Annotated in this window: 18 protein-coding genes and 2 tRNA genes; 7 read left to right on the plus strand and 13 right to left on the minus strand. The window is 62.8% G+C overall.

The genetic code is table 11. The features are described from left to right. Positions 1-39 precede the first annotated feature (39 nt). The 3 genes from LB569_RS29325 to LB569_RS29335 form a co-directional block, all read right to left on the minus strand. A complete protein-coding gene (locus tag LB569_RS29325; protein WP_224695058.1) occupies positions 40-3,459 on the minus strand; it encodes an SPOR domain-containing protein in 3,420 nt (1,139 codons plus the stop codon). Positions 3,460-3,562: 103 nt separating this feature from the next. Beyond that, the gene (gene argS, locus LB569_RS29330) at positions 3,563-5,320 is read right to left on the minus strand and encodes an arginine--tRNA ligase (RefSeq protein WP_140701615.1); all 1,758 of its coding nucleotides are present in this window, start codon (positions 5,318-5,320) and stop codon (positions 3,563-3,565) included. Between the two features lie 61 nt (positions 5,321-5,381). Beyond that, positions 5,382-6,596 carry a deoxyguanosinetriphosphate triphosphohydrolase gene (locus LB569_RS29335; RefSeq protein ID WP_224695059.1) on the minus strand — a complete coding sequence of 405 codons (1,215 nt, stop codon included), beginning with the start codon at positions 6,594-6,596 and terminating at the stop codon, positions 5,382-5,384. A gap of 76 nt (positions 6,597-6,672) precedes the next feature. Between LB569_RS29335 and erpA the strand changes: the two genes are divergently transcribed. The 4 genes from erpA to LB569_RS29355 all read left to right on the plus strand — a co-directional run bounded on the left by erpA (position 6,673) and on the right by LB569_RS29355 (position 8,616). Then, the gene (erpA, locus tag LB569_RS29340; RefSeq protein ID WP_140701617.1) at positions 6,673-7,020 is read left to right on the plus strand and encodes an iron-sulfur cluster insertion protein ErpA; all 348 of its coding nucleotides are present in this window, start codon (positions 6,673-6,675) and stop codon (positions 7,018-7,020) included. A 10-nt stretch (positions 7,021-7,030) separates the two neighbouring features. Continuing rightward, positions 7,031-7,420: a VOC family protein gene (locus LB569_RS29345; protein ID WP_224695060.1), complete on the plus strand. Its 390-nt coding sequence runs from the start codon at positions 7,031-7,033 to the stop codon at positions 7,418-7,420. A gap of 10 nt (positions 7,421-7,430) precedes the next feature. Then, entirely contained in the window at positions 7,431-8,225 is a 795-nt protein-coding gene (gene xth, locus LB569_RS29350) for an exodeoxyribonuclease III (protein ID WP_224695061.1), read from the plus strand. Positions 8,226-8,316: 91 nt separating this feature from the next. Continuing rightward, positions 8,317-8,616, plus strand: coding sequence for a hypothetical protein (locus LB569_RS29355; RefSeq protein ID WP_224695062.1), 300 nt, complete (start codon positions 8,317-8,319; stop codon positions 8,614-8,616). A gap of 87 nt (positions 8,617-8,703) precedes the next feature. Here the strand turns inward: LB569_RS29355 and LB569_RS29360 are convergent, their stop codons facing one another. From LB569_RS29360 to LB569_RS29380, 5 genes are all read right to left on the minus strand, one after another. After that, positions 8,704-9,552: a tetratricopeptide repeat protein gene (locus LB569_RS29360; RefSeq protein ID WP_140701621.1), complete on the minus strand. Its 849-nt coding sequence runs from the start codon at positions 9,550-9,552 to the stop codon at positions 8,704-8,706. Further along, a complete protein-coding gene (ilvD, locus tag LB569_RS29365) occupies positions 9,539-11,263 on the minus strand; it encodes a dihydroxy-acid dehydratase (RefSeq protein ID WP_224695063.1) in 1,725 nt (574 codons plus the stop codon). Before ilvD ends, LB569_RS29360 begins: the two co-directional genes overlap by 14 nt. A gap of 291 nt (positions 11,264-11,554) precedes the next feature. Beyond that, entirely contained in the window at positions 11,555-12,769 is a 1,215-nt protein-coding gene (locus LB569_RS29370) for an OmpP1/FadL family transporter (protein ID WP_224695064.1), read from the minus strand. Between the two features lie 399 nt (positions 12,770-13,168). After that, positions 13,169-14,458 (minus strand): outer membrane protein transport protein, encoded by a 1,290-nt coding sequence (locus LB569_RS29375; RefSeq protein ID WP_224695065.1) that lies wholly within the window; start codon positions 14,456-14,458, stop codon positions 13,169-13,171. 358 nt (positions 14,459-14,816) lie between these two features. Continuing rightward, positions 14,817-17,600, minus strand: a complete 2,784-nt coding sequence (locus tag LB569_RS29380; protein WP_224695066.1) for a valine--tRNA ligase — start codon at positions 17,598-17,600, stop codon at positions 14,817-14,819. Positions 17,601-17,865: 265 nt separating this feature from the next. On the opposite strand from LB569_RS29380, the gene LB569_RS29385 reads away from it, so the two are divergent. Further along, positions 17,866-18,498 carry a bleomycin resistance protein gene (locus LB569_RS29385; RefSeq protein ID WP_224695067.1) on the plus strand — a complete coding sequence of 211 codons (633 nt, stop codon included), beginning with the start codon at positions 17,866-17,868 and terminating at the stop codon, positions 18,496-18,498. A 59-nt stretch (positions 18,499-18,557) separates the two neighbouring features. Here the strand turns inward: LB569_RS29385 and LB569_RS29390 are convergent, their stop codons facing one another. The 5 genes from LB569_RS29390 to LB569_RS29410 form a co-directional block, all read right to left on the minus strand. Next, positions 18,558-19,412 carry a PopZ family protein gene (locus LB569_RS29390; protein WP_224695068.1) on the minus strand — a complete coding sequence of 285 codons (855 nt, stop codon included), beginning with the start codon at positions 19,410-19,412 and terminating at the stop codon, positions 18,558-18,560. A 258-nt stretch (positions 19,413-19,670) separates the two neighbouring features. Further along, positions 19,671-21,056, minus strand: a complete 1,386-nt coding sequence (locus LB569_RS29395) for a TolC family outer membrane protein (RefSeq protein ID WP_224695069.1) — start codon at positions 21,054-21,056, stop codon at positions 19,671-19,673. A gap of 181 nt (positions 21,057-21,237) precedes the next feature. Further along, the gene (locus tag LB569_RS29400) at positions 21,238-21,906 is read right to left on the minus strand and encodes a protein-L-isoaspartate O-methyltransferase family protein (protein WP_224695070.1); all 669 of its coding nucleotides are present in this window, start codon (positions 21,904-21,906) and stop codon (positions 21,238-21,240) included. Positions 21,907-21,994: 88 nt separating this feature from the next. After that, positions 21,995-22,068, minus strand: a tRNA-Cys gene (locus LB569_RS29405). A gap of 211 nt (positions 22,069-22,279) precedes the next feature. After that, on the minus strand, positions 22,280-22,540 hold the full coding sequence (locus LB569_RS29410) for a hypothetical protein (protein WP_140701630.1): 261 nt from the start codon (positions 22,538-22,540) through the stop codon (positions 22,280-22,282). Here LB569_RS29410 and LB569_RS29415 point away from each other — a divergent pair. Together LB569_RS29415 and LB569_RS29420 are read left to right on the plus strand one after the other, a co-directional pair. After that, positions 22,425-22,733: a hypothetical protein gene (locus tag LB569_RS29415; RefSeq protein ID WP_224695095.1), complete on the plus strand. Its 309-nt coding sequence runs from the start codon at positions 22,425-22,427 to the stop codon at positions 22,731-22,733. The genes LB569_RS29410 and LB569_RS29415 overlap by 116 nt on opposite strands. A 29-nt stretch (positions 22,734-22,762) precedes the next feature. After that, positions 22,763-22,837, plus strand: a tRNA-Asn gene (locus LB569_RS29420). Positions 22,838-22,863: the final 26 nt, after the last annotated feature.

Consider the following 22,863-nt stretch of genomic DNA (forward strand, 5'->3'; position numbering starts at 1 on the left):
GCCTTGGGCCGCGCCGGCTTTGAAGAAGTCGATCGAGGTCTAGCGCGATACGAAGCAGTTGCCGCCCGCCGCCTTGTAGCTGGTGCACAAATTGATGGCATCGTTGCGCGACTGGGCGGGAACGCGGACTCGGTAGAACGTGCCCTTGCCGGCAATCTCGGCCTTGACGATGTTGGCCGTGCGGCCGGAAAGCACGCTGCCATAGCGGCGCTGCAGATCCTGATAGGTCGACTGGGCGCTATCCACCGTTGGCTGCGAAGCGATCTGTATCGACCACGAACCGTTGCCGGTCGCGGTCGAGGCCGGATCGATGGACGCGACCTGATCGGGCTTGACTTCGCCGACCACGTCGACCGGCTGGTCGGACGGACGCTGCGGCGCGATCGCAACCTTGGCCGGCGTGTTGGCCGACTGCGCCTTGGCTTCAGCCTTGGCGGGCTTGGCGGCGGGCTTCAGGGCCGGCTCGTCGCCGGCCTGCGCGGCGGGGGGCGCCACGGTGCCAGTCTGGTCGGTGCCAGTCTGGTCGACTCCAGTCTGGTCGGCGCCAATCTGGTCGGCTCCGGCAGGCGCGACATGCTGTGGCGCCGGATCGGTCGGCTCGGCCGCAGCCACCTGCGGTGCCGCCGGGGCCGGATCCTCGCGGGCCACCAGCGAGCCGTCGGACTTGACCACCATGGTCCTGACCTTGCGCGGCGCAACGGCAACGACATCGTTGTTGTTGCCCTTGTCGGCGTCCTGCAGGACCTGCGCGATGCGATCCTCCGACTTCGGCGCTGGCGCCGCGGTGTCGGCCGGGGCCGCGCCTGCGGTCGAAGCATCCCCACCGCCATCCGTACCGGCGGCGGCGTTCTGGTCGGCGGAAAGATCGACGGCGCGCGCCGGGTCCTTCGCCTGCACGTCCACCGGTTCCTCGGTGTTGGTGACGAGCTTCTGCTGGACCGGCTCGGCCGGCTTCGCGCCCTTGACCACCGCGTCATAAACCTTGTTGTCCTGGTTCGGCACGACGGTGCCGCCCGGGTTTTCCGGCTTGACCTTGATCGGCGAATTGTCGGCCTTGACGATCACCGGAGCTTCGCTGCCGCCCTTGCCGCCGAAAGACAGCGCAAAGGCACCAAGGCCGCCAGCGACCGCCACGGCACCAACGATCGCGGCAATGAACAGGCCGCGCCGGCCCGACGGCCTTGCGGCTTCCCGCTCGCCCAGGCCTGGAACCGACATCGCCTCGTCCAGTTCGGGATCGTAGTCGAGTTCGTCGACGGCAAAATCGTCCGCTTGCGAAACCGGCTGGCTGCCGGGCAGGTTGTCGAGATCGAAACCTTCGGCGGCGTCGGCATAGCCCGAGGCCGACGCGCGGGCAGGCGTTTCCGCCGGCCGTGCCGCATAGGTACGCGCTTCCGGCTGATAGGTCGGCCTGGGCTCTTCGTATGCCCGATTGTCCTCATATCCCGGATTGGCCCCGCCATATCCCGGATTGGCCGCGCCATATCCCGGATTGGCCTGGCCATATCCCGAATTGAACCCGGCATTGTAGGATTCGTCGGCATAGGCGGCGTTGCCGGCAGGCGCAGGCGCGACCTCGACCGAATTCATCTCGGTCAAAAGGCTGGCGAATTCGGCGTCGAGATCGTCATAACCGGCTGCCGCCGGCTCATCTTCCTCGAAATGCAATTCCGGAATGTCGAGATCGTCAGCCAGCGCCACGACGCGCTCCGGCACATCGACCGTCTCGACATCGGGCATCTCTTCATAGGACGAGGGCTGCCGCGCCTGCGGTGCCGAAGCGGGAGCCATATAGGGGGCAGCCGCAACCGGCTCGGCCGAACGGTAGGAGGGCACGGTCGCCACTTCCGGTACCGCCGTCCTGGCCGCCATCGAGGCGACAGGTTGCGCGGCAAATGACGGCTGTTGCGGAACGGGTGTCACGCGGCTCCAGGAACGGGCCGGCTCCGACGGTGCGGATCGATCCGCCAGCCAATCGAGCGAATCGGGTTGATCCTGGCGGGACGCCGTTTCGTCACGCGGATCGATATCCTTGGCCATCGCGGCGTCGAACGCATCATTGTCGAAATCGACATTGCCTTGTTCAGCGGCATCCGAGCCGAAATCCCGATCCTGAAGCTCATCGAGCAGCAGGTCGTCGAGGTCGGCGCCGGCGGCACGGATAGGATCGGAGTGATGCACATCCTCGGATACGGGCTCTTCGAGGTCCCAGTCGAGCTCACCGACAAGATCGGCGGGCTCATCCGTGGTCTTTGCAGTCGCGGCGAGAGGCGGTTGAACGAGCGCCGCGGCCGGCTGGGCCGCTACGGGCTGAGCCATCGCTGGCTCCTTGGCCGATGGCAGCGTGCGTGCGGTCATGGCGCCGAGAAGCGCGTTCAACTCGTCTTCGAGGCTTCGTTCGTCCGCAACGGGGGCTTGCGCCGGCGGCGCAATGCTTGCCACGGGCGCTGCCGGCTGCGCGGGGGCCGCGGCGATCTCGGCAACGGGCTCTTCGGCAGGCACGGCAAACGCGTCGTCCAGATTCAGGTCGAAAGCGTCATCCGAAACGGCTTCGGCGCCTGGAATTTCGTCCTGCGTCTCGACGGCATCGGCGAGCAACTCGTGCGCCGGCTCCTCATCGAAAGCGACCGGTTCATCCGCTCGAACGTCAAAATCCATGTCGACGTCGGCCATGGCATCGTCGAAGTGGCCGACGAAATCCTCATCGGAGATCACCTGGGTTTCATTCGCGGCGGCCTGCACCGGTTCAGCATATTCGACAGCGGCCGCATGGCGCTGATCAATGGAATGGTCGTCGAGCATCAACTCGTCTTCGAGTGAGATCGCGACGGCGTCGTCAAATTCATCATCGGAGGCCGGCCCGACGGCAGGCGGCGCCTCGACAACCGCAGCCTCGGCAACGGCGTGCCGGGTCTCGGCGGCCTCGTCCTCGATACGGAAATCCCGGTCGAGCGAGGCGGCGAGCTCGTCCTCCATTGGCAGATCGTCGTCAAAAGGCGACACGTCCTCGAGCGAACTGGCGACGGCATTGTCGAAATCGCCGTCGAAGGCGGGCTCAACGGATGGCACGGCTTGCGCCGCGCCGGCGTTGCCATGGCTGGCAACGGCCGCATGGTCGTCGACATCAGTCAAGTCCAGGTGGAAATCATCGTCGAGCGACAGCGCAAGATCGTCGTCCGCAACATCGACGGCCACAGGCTCGAATGCCGGCTCATGAGCTTCGACAAGCGGAGCAGCCACGCTGTCGGCAGCGTCGAATTCGCCCATCAGTTCCTTTTCGAGGTCGATGTCGAAATCGCCCTCTGCCGCGGATGGACCGGTGACATCGGCTTTCGGCTGGGCCGGCGCCTTGACCGGCTGGCGTGGGTCGAATCCCATGATCCTGGTCAGTTCCGCGAACGGATCATCGTCGGCGATGTCGTTGTTGTCGGCTACTCTCAGCTGGGTTCTGTCTGCCATTATTGTTCCCGAACTCGCACTCATTCGGACGCCATGGACGTCGCGCAGGGTTGGCCCTTACCAGCGCAATGTGGGCAAAAGGTGACAGGTTTTTTAGTCAAACCTAACGCATTTCGGTGGGCGCGGCGGCTCCGATCAACGTCAGGCCGGACGTCAACACGTCCGAAACAGCCTGCACCAGCCCTAGTCTGGCATGCGTCAATTGTCGGTCGTTAACCTTAACAAAACGTAAGTCCGGATTATCCGTGCCACGGTTCCAGTGCCCATGGAAACTGGAAGCCAGATCATAGAGATAAAATGCCAGCCGATGCGGCTCGAGCGCAAGGGCCGCGGACTCGATCAGGCGCGGATATTCCGCAAGCTTCCTGATCAGCCCGATTTCACCCTCATCGGTCAGCGACCTTGCCGCGGCCGCCAGGCTGTTGCGGTCGAAATTCGCCTCCCCCAACTGTTCGCTCGCCTGCCGGAACACCGAATGGCAGCGCGCCGAGGCGTACTGCACGTAAAACACCGGATTGTCCTTGGACTGCTCGGTCACCTTGGCGAAGTCGAAGTCGAGTGGCGCATCGCTCTTGCGGTAAAGCATCATGAAGCGGATCGCATCGCGTCCGACTTCTTCCACCACTTCGCGCAGCGTCACGAAATCGCCGGACCGCTTCGACATGCGCACCGGCTCGCCTTCGCGAAACAGCTTCACCAGGTTGCACAGCAAAACGGTGAGCTTGACCTCGTCGCCGGCAATCGCCCGGGCCAAGGCTTCCAGGCGCTTGACGTAGCCGCCATGGTCGGCGCCAAGCACATAGATCAGGTCGACAAAGCCGCGATCGACCTTGTCCTTCAGATACGCCACATCGGCGGCGAAATAGGTGAACGCGCCATCGGACTTGACCAGCGCCCGGTCCATGTCGTCGCCCACGGCGGTCGAGCGGAACAGCGTCTGTTCGCGGTCTTCCCAGTCGTCAGGCTTCTCGCCCTTGGGCGGCGGTAGCTTGCCCTTGTAAATATGGCCCTTCAGCGTCAGGTCGTTGATCGCCGAGCGGATCTTCCTGGCATTGTCGGCGTGCAGCGTGCGTTCGGAGAAGAAGACGTCGTGGTGCACGTTGAGCAACGCCAGATCCTCGCGGATCATCGCCATCATCGCATCGATGGTCCGGTCCTTGACGATGGCCAGAGCCTCGTCGTCCGGCATCTGCAGCAAGGAACGACCGAACTCCCTGACCAGGGCCTCGCCGACGGAGACAAGATAGTCACCGGGATAAAGCCCCGCCGGAATCTCGCCGATATCTTCTCCAAGCGCTTCGCGGTAGCGCAGCATCGCCGAGCGCCCAAGCACGTCGATCTGGGAGCCGGCGTCGTTGATGACATATTCCTTGGTCACGTCGTAACCGGCGAACGCCATCAGATTGGCGAGCGCGTCGCCGACGACGGCGCCCCGGCAATGGCCGACATGCATCGGCCCGGTCGGATTGGCCGAGACATATTCAACATTGGTCTTGCGGCCGGCGCCGATCGTCGAGCGGCCGTAGTTGCGCCCCTCGCCCAGAAGCGCCGACAGGTGCGCCTGCCAGAAGCCGTCCTGGAGTCGGAGATTGACGAAGCCGGGACCGGCCACCTCGGCGGCGGCGACATCCTTGTCGGTCCGCAGCGCTTCCGCCAATTTCTCGGCCAGCGCACGCGGGTTCTGGCCGGTTGGCTTGGCCAGCACCATTGCCGCATTGGTCGCGAGGTCGCCATGGCTGGCGTCGCGCGGCGGCTCGACCGCGATGCGCGACAGATCAGGCGAAACGCCGTCCTTGTCTTTCAGGTCGAGCGCTTCGACAGCCTTTACGACTCGCGCGGTGAAATCGGCGAAGATGTTCATGGTGTATGCTCTGGCGGCTTTACGACGAATCCAGCCCTTTGGCCGGCAAATCGAGCCCGCCCTAGCTCAAATCCGGGGTGCGGTCAAACAAACGCCTGTGTTCCTTGAGGGCATAGGTGTCGGTCATGCCGGCCAGAAAATCGGCGACGCTGCGCGCCTTGATGCGATCCTCCGCCCGGTCCAACCCTTCGCGCCAGCCGTCCGGCATGGCGCGCGGGTCGGCGAAATAGGCGTCGAACAGGTCCCTGACGATCTGCTCGGCGTCCGCACGTACCCGCATCACCTCCTGGTGCCGGTAGAGATGCTTGTAAAGAAAGGCCTTCAGTTCCTTCTCGGCTTGCGCCATCTCGGCCGAAAAGGTCACCATCGTCTCGCCCGCCGCCCTCACCGCGTCGGCGCTTCCTGGGTTGACACGCTCCAGATTGGCGGTCGTCGACTTGATCACATCCTCGACCATGGCCGTGATCTGGCGCCGCATCAGTTCGTGGCCGGTGCGCACGTCGTCGAGCCTGGGATAGCGCTCGCGCACCCCATTCAGGATCGTTCCAGGCAGCGAAACGGCCTTCAGCATGTCCAGCGTCAGCAGCCCTGCCCGCAGCCCATCGTCGATGTCATGCGTGTTGTAGGCGATATCGTCGGCGATCGCCGCGCACTGCGCCTCGATGCCGGCGAACCGATCGAGCTCGAGATCCTGCAATTGCGAATAGTCGCGGATCGCCTGCGGGACCGGCCCCTTCAGGCCCTTGCCATTGCCGTCGGTGAGCGGACCATTATGCTTGACCAGGCCTTCCAGCGTCTCCCAGCTCAGATTGAGCCCATCGAACTCGGCGTAGCGCGCCTCCAGGCGCGTCACGATGCGCAGCGATTGTGCGTTGTGGTCGAAGCCGCCCCACGCCGCCATCTTCTCGTTCAGCGCGTCCTCGCCTGTGTGGCCAAAGGGCGTGTGGCCGAAATCATGCACCAGCGCCACCGCCTCGGCGAGATCCTCGTCGCCGCGCAGCGCCCGCGCCAATGCACGCGCGATCTGCGCCACTTCGATCGAATGGGTGAGCCTGGTGCGGTAGTGGTCGCCTTCATGGGCGATGAAGACCTGCGTCTTGTGCTTCAGCCGCCGAAACGCCGTCGAATGGATGATCCGGTCGCGGTCGCGCTGGAACGGCGTGCGGGTCGGACTTTCGACCTCGTCGAACAGCCGGCCGCGCGAGCGCGGCGGATCGGTGGCGTAGGCCGCGCGCGGCCGATAGCCGAATCCGATGTCGCCAAGCTCATTTGTCATGGCTGATGCCGCCGCAGTTGACTTGCCCCGTCGCGCTTCATACCTATCATGTGAAACCGAAAGCAAGGTGACGCCCATGGGCGCTGATGCCAAGACCGCCATGAAAGTCGAGATGACCGAGGCCGCCGCCAAGCGGATCGCCAGGATTGTTTCGGCCGAAGCCGGCAAGACGGCGCTACGCGTTTCCGTCGAAGGCGGCGGCTGCTCCGGATTCTCCTACAAATTCGATCTGGTCGATGCGCGCAATGACGACGACGTCGCCATCGAGAAGGACGGCGCCACGGTGCTGATCGACGATCTGTCCCTGGTCTATATGGGCGGCTCGGTGATCGACTTCGTCGACGATCTGATGGGCCAGTCCTTCCAGATCAGGAACCCGAACGCGGTTGCCTCCTGCGGCTGCGGCACCAGTTTTTCCATCTAGCGATATCGTTATGGCCATAATCGGCGCGGTCCGTCAGGTCGCGCTGTCGGCCGGGCGCGATCTCGACATCACCCTCGCCTTCTGGCGCGATGTGTTCGGCATGAGTGTACACGCCCGCTACGATCCGCCCGGCATAGCCTTCATGATGGCTGGCGATGTCAGGCTGCTGTTCACCGACGGCATCCCGGCCGGCATCGTCTATCTCGACATAGCGGGCCTCGAAGCCTTCCACGCCAAGGCAAAAGCCGCGGGCGTTCCGTTCACCGCACCACCTGCTCTCGTCCATCGCGACACCGAAGGCCAGTTCGGTCCGGCGGGGGAAAGCGAATGGATGGCCTTTCTAAAGGACCCGGCAGGCAATACGATCGGCCTCGTCGAACGTCTCCCGCCGCAGGAATAATGAGAGCGTCATGAAAATCGTCACTTGGAACATCAACGGCGTGCGCGCCCGCATCGGCAACCTCACCCATTGGCTGACCGAAAGCGCGCCCGACATCGTCTGCCTGCAGGAGATCAAGACGGTCGACGAACAGTTCCCGCGCGCCGAGATCGAGGCGCTTGGCTACAATGTCGAGACCCATGGTCAGAAAGGTTTCAACGGTGTCGCGCTGCTGTCGAAGCTTCCTTTCGACGAGGTCATCAGAGGCCTGCCGGGCGACGACACCGACGAACAGGCACGTTTCATCGAAGGCGTGTTCTCGACCGACAAGGGTGCGCTGCGCGTCGCCTCGCTCTATCTGCCAAACGGCAACCCGATCGATGACGAGAAGAAGTTTCCCTACAAGCTGTCCTGGATGGCGCGGCTGGAGCGCTGGGCGCAGGAGCGCCTGAGGCTGGAAGAGGCGCTGGTGCTGGCCGGGGACTACAATGTCATTCCCGAGCCGATCGACGCGCGGTTCCCGGAGAACTGGTTGGGCGATGCGCTCTTCCAGCCGCAAACACGGCAGGCCTTCCGGCGGCTGCTCAATCTCGGCTTCACCGAAGCCGTGCGCGCGGTCACCGATGCGCCCGATACCTACACGTTCTGGGACTACCAGGCCGGTGCCTGGCAAAAGAACAACGGCATCCGCATCGACCACCTGCTGCTGTCGCCGGAAGCCGCGAACCGGTTCTCGTCGGCCTCGATCGAAAAACATGTGCGCGCCTGGGAAAAACCGTCCGATCACGTTCCGGTGGCGATCGACCTTGCCCTGCAGCCGGCCTGACGCAGCCCCTTCTGCCGCCGAATCACCGGACCTCGTGTCGCCACAATCGGGCGCATGATGGGAAATCATCATGGCGGCGGCCGGGGTTCCCATGACCATTCGTTTTGCGCTTTATCCGATCGGCCTGGCATTCGCCACGGCCGCGATCGTGCCGGCCTTCGCCGCGCCGGAATGCCTTGCCAATGGAAAATCCTATCCGGTCGGCCAGGTCGCCTGTCTGACGGTTGCCGACCAAAGTCATCTGGCGCGCTGCGACATGGTGCTCAACAACACGTCCTGGACGAAGGTTGGGGATAGCTGCCCGTCAAACACCACGGCGCCGCACCTGCATGTCACGCCGATCTCGACACCAGCGCCAAGCATGGTGCCGACGGAGCCGACCGAAAACTGATTTTCCTGAGATCGTCTCGTCGGCAAGCAACAGACGAGACCTGGAACGCCCGCTGCCCCGCCGGGAATTTCTCCCGGCCGTTCAGCCCTACTGATCGGCGTTGTTGCCCTTGGTCAGGATATCGTCGGCGAGCGAGATAGCGGTGCGGCGGTCGGCCTCGCCGGCGGCGGCGAAAGCCTCTTCCTGCATGCCGCGAATCCAGGGCTGATCGGCCGGCGACGCGCGCTCGAGGGCCGCGGTCATCATCGCCAGGCCGCGCACGATCTTGCCGCTCTGGAACAGCAAATGGCCAAGCGTCGCCTGCGCGCCGGCATGGCCCTTCTCGGCGGCGAGCTGGAACCAGCGCCCGGCCTGCTTGACGCTGGCCTTCACGCCGCCCTCGCCCTTCAGGAACATCTGCCCCATCTCGAACTGGGCGTTCGGGTTGCGGTAGTTGGCCGCCGCGCGCATGTAGTATTCCTGCGCCGCCACCTCGTTCTCCGTGACCGGACTGCCGGGAATGCCCGTGCGCAGATAGTCGCCCAGCGCCACCAGCGCGTCGGAGACATAGCTTTCTTCCGGCGAGCCGGGCTCGACGTCCTGGTCGACGATCTCCGAGAAGAACTTGAACGCCTCATAGTCGTCGCGGGCCACGCCGTCGCCCTCGGCATACATGCGGGCAAGCTTCCAGGTGGCGCCGATCTGGCCGTTCTCGGCGGCATATTTGTAGGCCTCGGCGGCCTGCTCCTTATGGCCGCTCTTGTAGGCGGAGAACCCGAACTGGAACACCGCCCAGGGGCTCGACTGCGGCTTCACCCCGGTCTTGTCGTCGAACACCTTGTCGTCGAAGGCCATGGCCTGGCCCACGGCGCCAAAGATCGCGACCGCGACCAGTGCCGGCAGGACAGATGACCTCAACAACTCTGGTGTTGACCTCAACAACTCAGATATCCGCATAGCAGTGTGTTTCTTGCGCACCGCCCGGATGGGTAACCGCGCCATCCCTGGCGGACCCTACCGTCTGTGCGTATTTCCATATCGCGCCCGACTGATAGTCGGTCGTGCGCGCCTTCCATGTCTTGGCCCGCGCCGAGAGCTCGCTCTGCGACAGCGCCACCTCGATCGTGCCGTTCACTGCGTCGATCGTGATCACGTCGCCATCCCGGAGGAGACCGATCGGGCCGCCAACCGCTGCTTCCGGGCCGACATGGCCGATGCAGAAGCCGCGCGTCGCGCCGGAGAAACGGCCGTCGGTGATCAGCGCCACCTTGCCTCCCATGCCCTGGCCGTAGAGTGCCGCCGTGGTCGACAGCATCTCGCGCATGCCAGGACCGCCGCGCGGCCCTTCATAGCGGATGACCAGAACCTCGCCTTCCCGATAGGCGCGGTTCGTCACCGCCTCGAAACATTCCTCTTCCGAATCGAAGCAGCGCGCCGGGCCGGAGAATTTCAACTCCGCCATGCCCGCGACCTTCACGATCGCGCCTTCTGGGGCAAGGTTTCCCTTCAACCCCACGACACCGCCGGTTTGGGTAATGGGTCTGTTGGCCGGGCGGACCACGTCTTGATGCTCATTCCACGCAACGTGCTGCATGTTTTCGGCCAAAGTACGGCCAGTGACCGTCAGGCAATCGCCATGCAGATAACCATGGTCGAGCAGCGTCTTCATCAGCAGCGGAATGCCGCCGGCCTCGAACATATCTTTGGCGACATATTTGCCGCCTGGCTTGAGGTCGGCGATGTAAGGCGTCTTCTCGAAGATGCGCGCGACGTCGAACAGGTCGAACTTGATCCCCGCCTCATGGGCGATCGCCGGCAGATGCAGCGCGGCATTGGTCGAGCCGCCGGTGGCAGAAACCACGGTTGCCGCATTCTCCAGCGCCTTCAGCGTGACGATGTCGCGCGGCCGGATGTTCTTCGCGATCAGCTCCATGATCTTTTCGCCAGAGGCGAAATTGAAACGGTCGCGCATTTCGTAAGGCGCCGGCGCGCCGCAGGAATAGGGCAGAGCCAAGCCGATCGCCTCGGCGACGGTGGCCATGGTATTGGCGGTGAACTGGGCACCGCACGAACCGGCCGAGGGACAGGCCGCCTGCTCGATTTCGAGCAATTCGGCATCACCGATCGTGCCGACAGAGTGCTGGCCGACCGCCTCGAACACATCCTGCACGGTGATCTGGCGGCCGCGATAGCTGCCGGGCAGGATCGAACCGCCATAGATGAAGATCGACGGCACGTTGAGCCTCACCATGGCCATCATCATGCCGGGCAGCGACTTGTCGCAGCCGGCGAGGCCGACCAGCGCGTCGTAGCAATGGCCGCGCATGGTGAGCTCGACCGAATCGGCGATGACCTCGCGCGATACCAGCGAGGACTTCATGCCCTGGTGGCCCATGGCGATGCCGTCGGTGACGGTGATGGTGCAGAATTCGCGCGGCGTGCCGTTGGCGGCTGCCACGCCCTTCTTGACCACCTGCGCCTGGCGCATCAGCGATATGTTGCAGGGTGCTGCTTCGTTCCAGCAGGAGGCGACGCCGACCAGCGGCTGCGCGATTTCGGCCGCCGACAGGCCCATGGCATAGAGATAGGACCGGTGCGGCGCACGTGCCGGACCGACAGTCACATGGCGGCTAGGGAGCTTAGCCTTTGAAACGACCTTGGCGTCCATTCTCTTCCTTGCCGCGGGCGGTGCGGCCTGCCCCATCGCCGAGCCTTTTGGCGCGTGTCCCGAGACAAGTTCGAGGTGCGCCGGGTTTATGGCGGGAAATGGGCAATTTCCCCGGCCTGACTTCTAGCGCGGGGGTTGTTCAGAAAGTGTTGCCAAAACGTCACATTCGCAGAAGGCGCAACCGGCCCGACGTATAGGCTTCGCAGGTCGGATGAGGGGCTCGCCGGCAGTCCCCGCCTAAACGAAAAAGGCCGGGCATTGCCCGGCCTTTTTCGAAGCATTTTCACAGTCTTAGAATTTGATCTTGAGACCGCCGGAAATCGCCGTGACCAGATCGTTGCCAAAGTCGTAGCTGACATCGGTGCCGGCTGGATAACCATTGGCATCAACTACCACGCCAGAGTGGCCGCTGGTCAGCACCCCGATTGCTCCCGCCAGACGGAGTTCGATGTTGGGTCGCGGCGTATAGGCGACACCCCCGCCCAAGGTCCATGTATCGGTCTGGTCGCCATAGCCGTGCGACGTGCCACGATCCCAGGAGATTTGCGCGGCACCGCTCCACTGCTCGTTGAACTGATGGCCAATGCCGCCGGTGACCGTCCAGCCATCACGATACATCAGGTCGAGCGAGGTGAGCCTGACTGGGTATGGAGAAACCGTCGTGCATCCGAAGGCCTTGGTCTCCGACGAGCAAATCGGAACACTCTGCAGCACACTCCAATTGACCCATTTGACCGAACCGAAAGCTAGCCAGCCCGGCGCGATGCCGGACTGCAGTTTCAATTCCAATGAATCCGGCATCGACTGGGTTGGGCCATAGATGTCCGCCACGCTGCCGCCGATGTTCAGAGTGCCCGAAATATTATCGAGCTTGACCTGTGAGTTGTAGACAAGGCTGGCGCGCAACGCGATATCGGGGATCTCGTAGGCGATGCCGGCTCGCCAGCCCCAACCGCTGCTGGTCAGATCCACACGACCAAGCGTGGTGCCAAGAAGTGGGCTAGCGTAGCTTTCCTTGAAGCCGTAGACCTCCTGGTAGAAGACACCGCCGATGAAACGAAGCTGTCCTTTGCCAGCATCCATCTTGTAGGAGCAGGTTCCTGCATAGTTGTTGCTTTTGATCTGAGTGTTGGTGTTGGAATAGGAGCCGTTCCAGATACCCGGGTTTGAACTTGCGCCCCAGGGCTGCGAATAGTCCAGCATACAGTCGACGCCATGGCCAAGCGCTGCCTTGACCCCGACGTAAGGCACCCAGTACCCCTCGGTGTTGCGAGCAGTGCTCTTGCCCGTCAGGCCGCCGCCCGATGTGTCCACCGCGTTCTTGACGTCGCGTTGTGGCATCACATAAGTCGCCCCCACATCCGACGCGAACGGTGCCGGATCAAACAAAAGGTCGATGTCGTAGCCGCCACGCTCCAGGCCGCCGGCATGCGCCGCATTCACCGCTGTGCCAATCAATGCCAGTGAAAAGCACCCCGCCCCCAGCAGTGCCTTCAGCTTGTCCATGAGTCCCTCCCCGAATTCGAGCACAACCCAAGCAAGAACCAATTCGCTGGGGAGACGCAACAACGATTTCAAGTGGTGTACATGTACATATTTCCCGAAAGCGGTTCCCAATCACGCGCCGAGCAGCGTGAACCACGCAAATCAGCGATTTTGAAAGCGCCCTTCGCGAAAAACGCAGGAAAACCAACCAGGGCCTGTATAAAAATGTCATTTTGGGTCACGTTTCGCCCGATGTTACATTATGGCAACATCGCGGCAAAAACTTCCGTTTACGTCAACGACAATATCCGCATTGAAGCTAATGTGAATGAGCGGGCGGATTTTCCGGAATGCAGCAAGGCCCAGCCAAACAAAGAGGCCGGGCAATGCCCGGCCTCTTTGTTTTCGAAATCACAGAAATTACCACTTGATGGCGTACCCAAGATTGACTGCAACGGCGTAGCCGGCTTTGACCGCCTGATTGCCGGACACCCCTGGTACTTCTGCATACTGCGTCTCGGTTGCCGACGTCAGGTAGCTGAAACCAACGCCGCCGCGCAGTTCGCCGCCCATACCGTCCTTATAGGACCCGCCGATGCCAAGCGTATAGGTATCGCTCGTGAGATCCCAACCAGTTCCAACGCCCTGATCCCATGTCAGGCTGACAAGACCGGATAGCCGGTCGGTGAAGGCATGTCCTACGCCGCCCGTGATCGTCCAGCCGTCCTTCCAGTTATAGGTGTCTATGGTGTTGGTTATGGGGGAGTTCACAATGAGCGCCTTTTGGACACTCCAATCCGTCCATTTGGCTGAGCCGAAAGCCAGCCAGCCGGGCGCGATGCCGGACTGAAGTTTCATTTCGACACTCTGCGGCAGATTGCCTGTCCCGGTGGCGGGCGCAGTGGTTTCCAAGCCATTGGCGGCAGCAAGGTTGGCCTGCGTTAGCGCCGCAGCTGCTTGCTGGGCCAGCGCGGCACCAAGCACAGGATTGCCACTTCCGAACGCAGCTATGGCGGCGGCCTGGAGTTGTTTAGCCTGCGCTCCCAGCAAAGCCGCTGTCGGCACCGTGAGGCTGCCGTCTGCGCCATAGCTGGTTCCAGACCGATACATTACCTGAGCGCGGAGAGCTATTTCAGGAATCTCGTACGCCACTCCGACGCGGTAACCAAAGTCCTGTCCCGACAACTGAAGGTTTGCATTTGGGAGTGCAACATTGAATGGAGGAAGCGTCCCCAGCGCATTGACGCGGTTGTAGTCGAGATTTTCCGTGAACCCGCCGCCGAGGAGCCAAAGATTACCGCGTCCAACACTGAATTTAACGCCGCATGTCAGCGCTTTTTCATTGGTCGTGAAGTCCTCGGCGAGCTTTCCACTGACCTTCGGGAAGTCGTAAGTGGTCGAACCACCATTGTTGTCCACCATCGTCCCTGCGCAACGCAAATTGTCGGTCAGGTTGAACTTCACAGCCGCAGACGGGATGACGTAGTCGTCCGTATATTCGGTACCTACGAGCGCCGGGTTTGGGTTCTTCGTGAACTCACGATGCGGCGAAACATACGTCACGCCAGCGCGCATGTTGAAATTGCCGTCCTCGAAAATAATATCCGTATCGGCATTGCCGCGCGAGAAGCCGCCAGCGTGTGCCGAACCCATCAAGGCCACCGAAAAGCACCCTGCCCCCAGCAGTGCTTTCAGACGCAAATTGTTCATGGATGTCCTCCCCGAATAACTAGTGGATCAAGCTAGAACCAATTCAGGTTAACGGCGCAACAACGAATTCCAGGGCGTACACGTACATGCCCGCTAAACGCATTTTCGACAAAATGCAGAGGGACGGGCCCAAGCTCAAAAAGGGCCTGACGCCCACTCAGCCGAGCGAAAAAATATACAAAAAAGGCCAGAAAAGGCTCCAAAACAGCGGTTTTAGGGGAAACAGGCCCCATTGTTACATTATGGCAACAATGGGGCAAAAACTTCCGTTTACGTCAAAATTAACGCAACGGAATGCCGATTTCGAGGCGAAAGACCGCCCATTTTAGAGGGTGCTAAAGTCTCGCGAATCTGCCCTTCAGCCGGCGTCACGTACCCTGGTCAATGCCACCGAAAGCTTGTCCTGGGCGTCGCGATACTCGGCCAGCTTTTCGCGTTCGGCCTCGACGATCTCGGCCGGCGCACTGGCGACGAACCGTTCGTTGGACAGCTTCTTGTGCAGGCGCGCGATTTCCTCGGTCACCTTGACCAGTTCCTTCTGCAGCCGCGCGGCCTCCGCGGTGAGGTCGATCAGGCTGCCAAGCGGCAGGCAGATCGTCGCCTCGTTGAGCACGATCTGCGCAGAACCCTTGGGTGCCGCATCGGCGAGCGAGACGTCGCCGACACGCGCCAGCCGCTTGATCGCCGAGTCCTCGCGAGCCAGCCGTTCGCGCGTCACCGCGTTGGCCCCGACCACGACCAGCGGCGCTATTGCCGCCGGCGGCACATTCATCTCCGAGCGCACCGAGCGGATGCCTGAGACGAGGTCGACCAGCCAGTTGATGTCGGCGGCCGCCTCGGCGTCCTCGAAATCCGGCGAGGGCCAGGTGGCATGGCACAGCAGCGAGGCGCGTTCCCTGCCCTCACCCGCCGTCTGCGCCCACAGCTCCTCGGTCATGAACGGCATCATCGGATGCAACAGCTTGTAGATCTCGTCGAGCACGAAAGCGACGCAGGCGCGGCTCTCGGCCTTGGCCGCCTCGTCCGTGCCCATGAACACCGGCTTCAGCAATTCCAGATACCAGTCGCAGAACAGGTTCCAGACAAAGCGATAGGCGGCTCCCGCCGCCTCGTTGAAGCGGTATGAGGTGATGCCGTCGGTGACCTCGCGCGCGGCCCGGGTCAGCTCGGTCAGGATCCAGCGATTGACCGCGAGCTTTGCGTCGTTCAGCCAGAAATCGTCATTGCGCGCGACTTCGTTCATCTCGGCGAAGCGCGTGGCGTTCCACAGCTTGGTGCCAAAATTGCGATAGCCGGCGATGCGCGCCGGGTCGAGTTTCACGTCGCGTCCCTGCGCCGCCATCACGGTCAGCGTGAAGCGCAGCGCATCGGCGCCATATTCGTCGATCAGGTCGAGCGGGTCGATGACGTTGCCCTTCGACTTCGACATCTTGGCGCCGTTCTTGTCGCGCACCAGCGCATGCACATAGACGGTATGGAACGGCTCCTCGTCCATGAAGTGCAGGCCCATCATCATCATGCGGGCGACCCAGAAGAAGATGATGTCGAAGCCGGTCACCAGCACGTCGGTCTGGTAGTAGGTCTTCAGTTCCGGCGTCTGGTCCGGCCAGCCGAGCGTCGAGAACGGCCAAAGCGCCGACGAGAACCAGGTGTCGAGCACGTCTTCGTCGCGCGTCAGGATCTCGCCCGGCTTGAAATTCTCCAGCTTGTCCTCGACCCAGGCCTTCCAGGGGCCTTCGAGCGCCAGATAATATTCGATCGCCGCGCCCAGCGCCTCTTCCTCGGACTTCTCGACAAAGACGCGCCCGTCCGGTCCGTACCAGGCCGGGATCTGATGCCCCCACCACAGCTGGCGCGAAATACACCAGGGCTGGATATTCTCCATCCAGTCGAAATAGGTCTTCTCCCAGTTCTTAGGCACGAAATTGGTGCGCCCCTCACGCACCGAGGCGATCGCCGGCTTGGCCAGTTCCGCCGCGTTGGCGTACCACTGCTCTGTCAGGTACGGCTCGATCGGCACACCGCCGCGGTCGCCATGCGGCACGGCATGGCGATGCGGCTCGACCTTGTCGAGGAAGCCGCCCGCCTCCATCAGCTCGACGATCTTCTTGCGCACGACGAAACGATCGAGGCCGTCGAGCTCGTCCCAGACAGCCTGACGCTCCGGCGTCACATCGAGACCGGCGAGGAAGTCCTCATTATCCCGGAGCTTGATGGCGGCTTCGACGGTCAGGATGTTGATCGCCGGCAGCTTGTGGCGCTTGCCGACCTCGAAGTCGTTGAAATCATGCGCCGGCGTGATCTTGACCGCGCCCGACCCCTTTTCGGGATCGGAATACTCGTCCGCCACGACGGGGATCTTGCGCCCGACGATCGGCAGGACGACATTCTTGCCGATGAGATGCTGGAACCGCTCGTCGCCGGGATGAACAGCGACAGCCGTATCGCCAAGCATCGTCTCGGGGCGCGTCGTCGCCACGATGATGAAGGTCTTCGGGTTTTCCGGATCGAAGGCCGCGCCTTCGATCGGATAGCGGAAATGCCAGAGATTGCCGTTGACCTCCTGCTGCTCGACCTCGAGGTCGGAGATCGCGGTCAACAGTTTCGGGTCCCAGTTCACAAGGCGCTTGTCCTTGTAGATCAGCCCTTGCTTGTAGAGCGTGACGAATACTTCCAGCACGGCCTTGGACAGGCCCTCGTCCATGGTGAAGCGTTCACGCGACCAGTCGGCGGAGGCGCCGAGGCGCTTCAGCTGGTTGAAGATCAACCCACCCGATTCAGCCTTCCACTCCCACACCTTCTCGATGAATTCCTCGCGCGTGAGGTCGCGGCGATGGATCTGCTTTTCCATCAGCCGGCGTTCGACCACCATCTGCGTGGCAATGCCGGCATGGTCCATGCCGGGCTGCCACAGCACGTTCTTGCCACACATACGCTCGAAGCGAACCAGAATGTCCTGCAGCGTGTTGTTGAGCGCATGGCCCATATGCAGCGACCCGGTGACGTTGGGCGGCGGAATGACGATGGTGAAGGCCTCGGCCCCCTCTTCAGCGCCGGCGCCGGCGCGAAACGCGTCGGCTTCCTCCCACACCTTGGCGATCTTCGGCTCGACGGTTTTTGCGTCGTAGGTCTTTTCAAGCATGGGAAAACGGTCCGCGCTGTCGGGAATTTTGCTGGTTCGGTGTAAATCGGAAGGTCTTGGCCAAGTCAACCGCGAGGGCAGCCTGGATCATGAGAAGCAAATAGGCGTGCCGGCTCTCATTTCAACGAATGTCCTGGCGCGAGGCACTCGCAGCTTGACCGCCGGGCGTCATAGCCATACCGTACAGGCGCTGCTGTAGGGCGCATCGGCTTCCGGCCGGAGGGGCATTGCCCGCCTACGCCACCTCAACCCCACAAATGCGCCCATGCAGACCCTCGAACACCACAAGAAACAGGCCAAGCTCTATCTGAAATGGCACCGCGAGCGGTACTATCCCGTCGCCGCCGTGATCGGATGGCTCTTGCCGCGTTTTCACGATCTCAGCGACAGCCAAATCCTCGATCACGGCTTCAAGCTTGCCGATGCCCAGGAACTTGTCGCCAGGAAGTCAGGGTTCGAAAGCTGGGAGGCGTTGAAGGGAGGCCTTCAAGCCGTGACAGATCATGTGGCAACAGACGCCGAAAAACCGCATCTTGCCTTTGCCGAGCCGCAGCTCTTTGTCCGCGACATCGTAACGGCCTGTAATTTCTACCGGCAAAAGCTCGGCTTCGAGACGCGCTTCACCTATGGTGAGCCGCCCTTCTACGCCCAAATCATCCGCGACGGCGCACGGCTCAACCTGCGTCACGTCGACAAGCCTCCACTCGCCGCCAGTCCGGCCGATGACCTGCTGGCGGCAACGATCGTTGTCGACAACATTAAAGCCCTGTTTCTGGAATATCAGGCGGCCACGGCCCCGTTCCACCAGACATTGCGGACCGAACCCTGGGGCGCCCGCACGTTCATCGTGATGGATCCCGACGGCAACCTCATCTGCTTCGCGACCAGCGCGGGCTGATCTCATCGACAAAAACGCCGCCTCATGGGCGGCGTTTCGAGAGTGGTCGTTGGCGGAGATTACTGCGCCCCGCGCGCCACGCGCTCGATTTCCTCGCGCACCAGCCTTTCGACCAGCGTCGGCAGATTGTTATCCAGCCAATCCTGCAGCATCGGCCGCAGCATTTCTTCGGCCATCTCGTCGAATGTCTTCTTGCTGCGGCTGGCAAACGCGTCGGACAGTTCGCCGAAGGCAGCCGCGACCTGCCGGCCGGTATGTTCGGAAACAATCGCGGGACGCACCGCGTGCGCTTCGTTTGCCGCCGCACGCGCCTGGGCCGTGCCCGTTGGAGCATCGCTTGACGAAGACCGCTCGATCGCGGGTTCCGCCGCCGGCTCGCTCGCCGACACCTCCGGCTGGGGCACTGGCTTGCGGATGCTCCGATCCGGCATCGCCTTGGCTTGCTCGCCAACGGCCGCGATCTCGCGACGCCAGTCGGCGACGACGGCTTCGCTTGTCGCAACCTCCGCGGCAGCCGCCGGCGCGTCGCGGCTGGCGGCAGGCGCTGGCTCCGCGGCGACCCGGGCGCTGACCTCGGCCAGCGTTGTCGGCGTCCTGCCCAAAGCCGGATCGGCACGCGGCGGCACTTCCATGCGTGCGATCTCCGGCCGTACGGCCGGCGCCTGGACTTCAGCCATCACCGCCGATTTCCCGACCTCGGGGGCGGCATGCAGTTCGGCGCGGAAGGCATCGATGTCGGCGGCGGCAACAGCACTCGGTACGGGTTCCAGGTCCTGCCGCAACTCATCGGCCCGCGACTCTTCGGCGTCGCCGGGCTGCTTGCGGCCGCTGTCGCTGTCTTCGATAATCCTCCTGATGGAAGCCAGTATCTCTTCCATGGAAGGTTCGCGCTGCGCGCTGCTTGCCGTTGCCATCGTCACATCCGCCGCCCTTGTGACCCGTTGCAGGTTTTCCGCTCCGGCAAGAGCCGGATTCGAATCATGACGGCAGCGTAACCGACGGATCGCCGCACGAGAATCCCCAATCTGGGGACATGTGGGATTTCAACAGATTAGAGCGATTCCGCCAAAGTCGTATGACGGCTCCCCGTCAGCACTCGAGACAAGGCCAGCGTCAGCCGGGCGTGCCCGATTGAACTGCCCAGCCTGGAAACGCCGTTCGAACGAAGAGGCCTAGCGGCCATCCGGCGTGCGCAGGCCGATCCACTTGTCCTTGACGGCGTTGTAGTGCTCTTCGGGCCTGTACTTCGTCACCGCCAAGCCTAGCCGGTCGACCGACAGGCGGCCGACTGCCGAGAGGATGGCATAGCTCGCCACGACCACATCGTGTTCGGAATTGGCCTGGTTGATCTTGGCGGTGATCACGGTGGCCTGCGCGTTGAGCACGTCGAGCGTGGTGCGCTGGCCGACATTGCGCTCCTCGATGACGCCGTTCAGCGCCAATTGCGCCGCGTCGATCACCTGCCTGTTGGCGGATACGCTTTGCTGCGCGGCGGTGTATTGCGACCATGCCGTGGCGATGGCCTGGCGAACCTGGTCGCGGCTGACGTCGACCTGGATACGCGCCTGGCCGAGCGACTCCTTGCCCTGCCGCACGATCGCCGAGGTCCGGCCGCCGGAATAGATCGGGATGGTCAGCGTCGCGCCGATATTGGCCGAGGTCGAATTGCCGTTGGAACCCGTCACCTCGGGGATGGAGTTGCGGTAGTTCTCCGAAACGCCGGCCGAAGCCGACAATTGCGGCAACAGCGCGCCCTCCGACGATTTCACCGAAAACGCCGCGGCGTCGACCAGATGCTGGGTGGCAAGGATGGCCGGGTGTTCGGCCGAGCCGATGGCGATCGCGGCGCCGAGGCTCGACGGCAGCAGCCGGCCCAAGGGCGAAGCGGCCTTGAGCTTGCCTGGCTCGTCACCGACGACCTGGTGATAGGTTGCTGCACTTGCCAGCGCCTGCGCGCGAGCAGCGCTCAGCGACGCCACTGCGGAAGCGCGCGAGGCATCGGCCTGCGCGACGTCGGTGCGCGTGCCTTCGCCGACCTCGAAGCGCGAGCGCGCCGCGCGCGCCTGCTCGGTCAGGAACTGCAGGTTCTGCTCGGTCAGCACCGCGATCTGCCGGTCGCGAATCACGTCCATGTAGGCCGTGGCCGCGTTGAACAGCGTGTTCTCCTCGGTGTTGCGCAGGCTTTCCACCGACGCCTTGACCTGGGATTCGGCGGCCGCGACGTTGTTTCTCGTCTGGAAGCCGTCGAACAGCGACTGGTTGATCTGGATGCCGTAGCTGCCGCTTGTCAGCTTCGAATTGCCGCCGCCATTTGCCTGGCGCGTGTTCGTGTAGTCGATATTGGCGGAACCCGTAACCGTCGGGCGCCAGCCCGACTTGGCGATGGCCACGCTCTCGTCGGTGACACGCACACCGGCACGCGATGCATTCAGCGTGGAATTGTACTGGTAGGCTTTTGCAAGAGCACCGGTGATGGTCTCGGCCGAAGCGCCGAGCGGGGATAGCGCGGTCGCCGAAACGAGGACGGCGGTGAAAAGTGACTTGCGTACTGACGGCACGGTTTAACCCTCATTCGTTTTCCATGGGAACCGCGCCGCGCCAGCTTCTCCCTTTGAGCAGCCCGAACGGCGTGTTTCATGTTCCCTGTCGCGCAGCCCAAAGTGCCCCCAGTCTGGGATTAGCGACGATCGTTCAAATCCAAGCGACCATGACAAAGCCTTTGCTGCAAGGCCAAATCATTCAGAATTCAAAAGCATGCTCACGTTCGAATCCGGGTAGTGGCTTAATTGCCGCATTAAATGCCCTTCTCCCGGTTACAACCCCCCCGGCCTTGAAAAAAAGTCGCGCCACGCCCGAATTTCCCTGGCCTTCGACCGCGACCAGGCGGCCGCCTTCGGCGAGTTGGTCAAGCAGCGGAGCCGGCACTTTGCCGACACTGCCGCCGACGAAGATGACATCGTAAGGCGCCTTGGCCGCATGGCCTTGCGCCAGCGCGCCCTGGACCACGGTCACATTGCCGCAGCCAAGGCCGGAAAGGGTCGACGCGGCGGTTTGCGCCAAGGCCGAATCGCTTTCGAGCGCCACGACGGACCGCGCCAGGCGCGACAGGATCGCCGAGGCATAGCCGGTCCCGCAACCGACATCGAGCGCCGAATCGGTCGGGTTGATCTCGGCCAGTTGCATCAGCTTGGCCAGCGGCGAGGCTTCCATCAGGTAGCGCGCGCCGTCCGCGCTGTCGGCGACGCGGATGTCCTCGTCGATATAGGCGAGATCGCGCTGGCGCTCGCCGACGAAAACCTCGCGCGGCACGACAAGCATGGCTTCCAGCAGCGGCGCGCTGGTCACGTCGGTGGTGCGAACCTGACCGTCGACCATCTTGACGCGAAGTTCGGAAAATTCAGCGCTCATGTTCCAAGCCTCGCTTTCCGCGGCACGATCGCGGCCCATTGGATAGGAACTTCAGGCTCCGGCGCTGGCGCGCGGGAGCCTGGGGCATTGGAGGCCTCGCCCGGAATCGAACCGGGGTGCAAGGATTTGCAGTCCTCTGCGTAACCACTCCGCCACGAGGCCTCGTTGCTCCCGGCGTTCCACCCGGTTCCAATAGGTTGCGGCGAAAATGGCGTCAAGCGGCCACCACGCATTCCGCGCGGTTTCCTCGGCATGAATCTGACCCTCCGCATAGAAGCGTCGCGCACTACGGCGACGACGAACATTAGCAGATCATTATGTGTAATGGGAAATCACGAGAGACGCCACGCGCTTGCAGGCGTTGCCTGCCCGCTCAATCAGGCCGGCGCCGCCGCTCCCACCAGACGACAAAACGGCGGCGGTGGCGCCGCACCATGGCAAATTCATAGGAGAGTACCAGCAATCCGAGCGGCACCATCCAGAAACCGAGAATCGGCAGGAAGCCGAGAATGCCGCCAATGGTCAAAAGCACGCCGATGGCGATTCTCAGCCCGCGCGACCGCGGCATGGTGAATTGCCGCCCGAAAACCGAGATCTTTCGTGCTGGTGCCCGGTTTTCGTCCGCTGCGGTCATCGTGAATGGCTGGCCTGTCCTGGGGCTCGACAATGTCATTTTACGAAAGCCGCGACCGCCCTTTCGGTTCCGCGCCATCGTCAAGACGGCTAATATGAGGGCGAGCAAGGCCTATTGCGAGAAACCGCTGCGCGAAAAAGTCTCGGAAAAATGCGAAATGCTTCTTTGCAAAGCCGAAACGGGTTTGCTATAGGCTGCGCCACTTGCTCAAAGAGCCTCCGTTCCCCGGTAGCTCAGTGGTAGAGCAACCGGCTGTTAACCGGTTGGTCGCTGGTTCGAATCCGGCCCGGGGAGCCACCTTCCATACGAAGCCCTCATTTTTC

This window comes from Mesorhizobium sp. BH1-1-4 (assembly GCF_020165665.1).
In the GTDB taxonomy this organism is placed as follows: domain Bacteria; phylum Pseudomonadota; class Alphaproteobacteria; order Rhizobiales; family Rhizobiaceae; genus Mesorhizobium.

Coding starts and splice junctions, on each gene's coding strand:
- erpA (WP_140701617.1), top strand. CDS start 6,673: ATGGGCGCTGATGCCAAGACCGCCATGAAAGTCGAGATGACCGAGGCC.
- argS (WP_140701615.1), bottom strand. CDS start 5,320: ATGAACATCTTCGCCGATTTCACCGCGCGAGTCGTAAAGGCTGTCGAA.
- xth (WP_224695061.1), top strand. CDS start 7,431: ATGAAAATCGTCACTTGGAACATCAACGGCGTGCGCGCCCGCATCGGC.
- LB569_RS29410 (WP_140701630.1), bottom strand. CDS start 22,540: ATGACCGCAGCGGACGAAAACCGGGCACCAGCACGAAAGATCTCGGTT.
- LB569_RS29370 (WP_224695064.1), bottom strand. CDS start 12,769: ATGGACAAGCTGAAGGCACTGCTGGGGGCGGGGTGCTTTTCACTGGCA.
- LB569_RS29345 (WP_224695060.1), top strand. CDS start 7,031: ATGGCCATAATCGGCGCGGTCCGTCAGGTCGCGCTGTCGGCCGGGCGC.
- LB569_RS29360 (WP_140701621.1), bottom strand. CDS start 9,552: ATGCGGATATCTGAGTTGTTGAGGTCAACACCAGAGTTGTTGAGGTCA.
- LB569_RS29325 (WP_224695058.1), bottom strand. CDS start 3,459: ATGGCAGACAGAACCCAGCTGAGAGTAGCCGACAACAACGACATCGCC.
- LB569_RS29415 (WP_224695095.1), top strand. CDS start 22,425: ATGGTCAAAAGCACGCCGATGGCGATTCTCAGCCCGCGCGACCGCGGC.
- ilvD (WP_224695063.1), bottom strand. CDS start 11,263: ATGGACGCCAAGGTCGTTTCAAAGGCTAAGCTCCCTAGCCGCCATGTG.
- LB569_RS29385 (WP_224695067.1), top strand. CDS start 17,866: ATGCAGACCCTCGAACACCACAAGAAACAGGCCAAGCTCTATCTGAAA.
- LB569_RS29390 (WP_224695068.1), bottom strand. CDS start 19,412: ATGGCAACGGCAAGCAGCGCGCAGCGCGAACCTTCCATGGAAGAGATA.
- LB569_RS29380 (WP_224695066.1), bottom strand. CDS start 17,600: ATGCTTGAAAAGACCTACGACGCAAAAACCGTCGAGCCGAAGATCGCC.
- LB569_RS29375 (WP_224695065.1), bottom strand. CDS start 14,458: ATGAACAATTTGCGTCTGAAAGCACTGCTGGGGGCAGGGTGCTTTTCG.
- LB569_RS29400 (WP_224695070.1), bottom strand. CDS start 21,906: ATGAGCGCTGAATTTTCCGAACTTCGCGTCAAGATGGTCGACGGTCAG.
- LB569_RS29335 (WP_224695059.1), bottom strand. CDS start 6,596: ATGACAAATGAGCTTGGCGACATCGGATTCGGCTATCGGCCGCGCGCG.
- LB569_RS29355 (WP_224695062.1), top strand. CDS start 8,317: ATGACCATTCGTTTTGCGCTTTATCCGATCGGCCTGGCATTCGCCACG.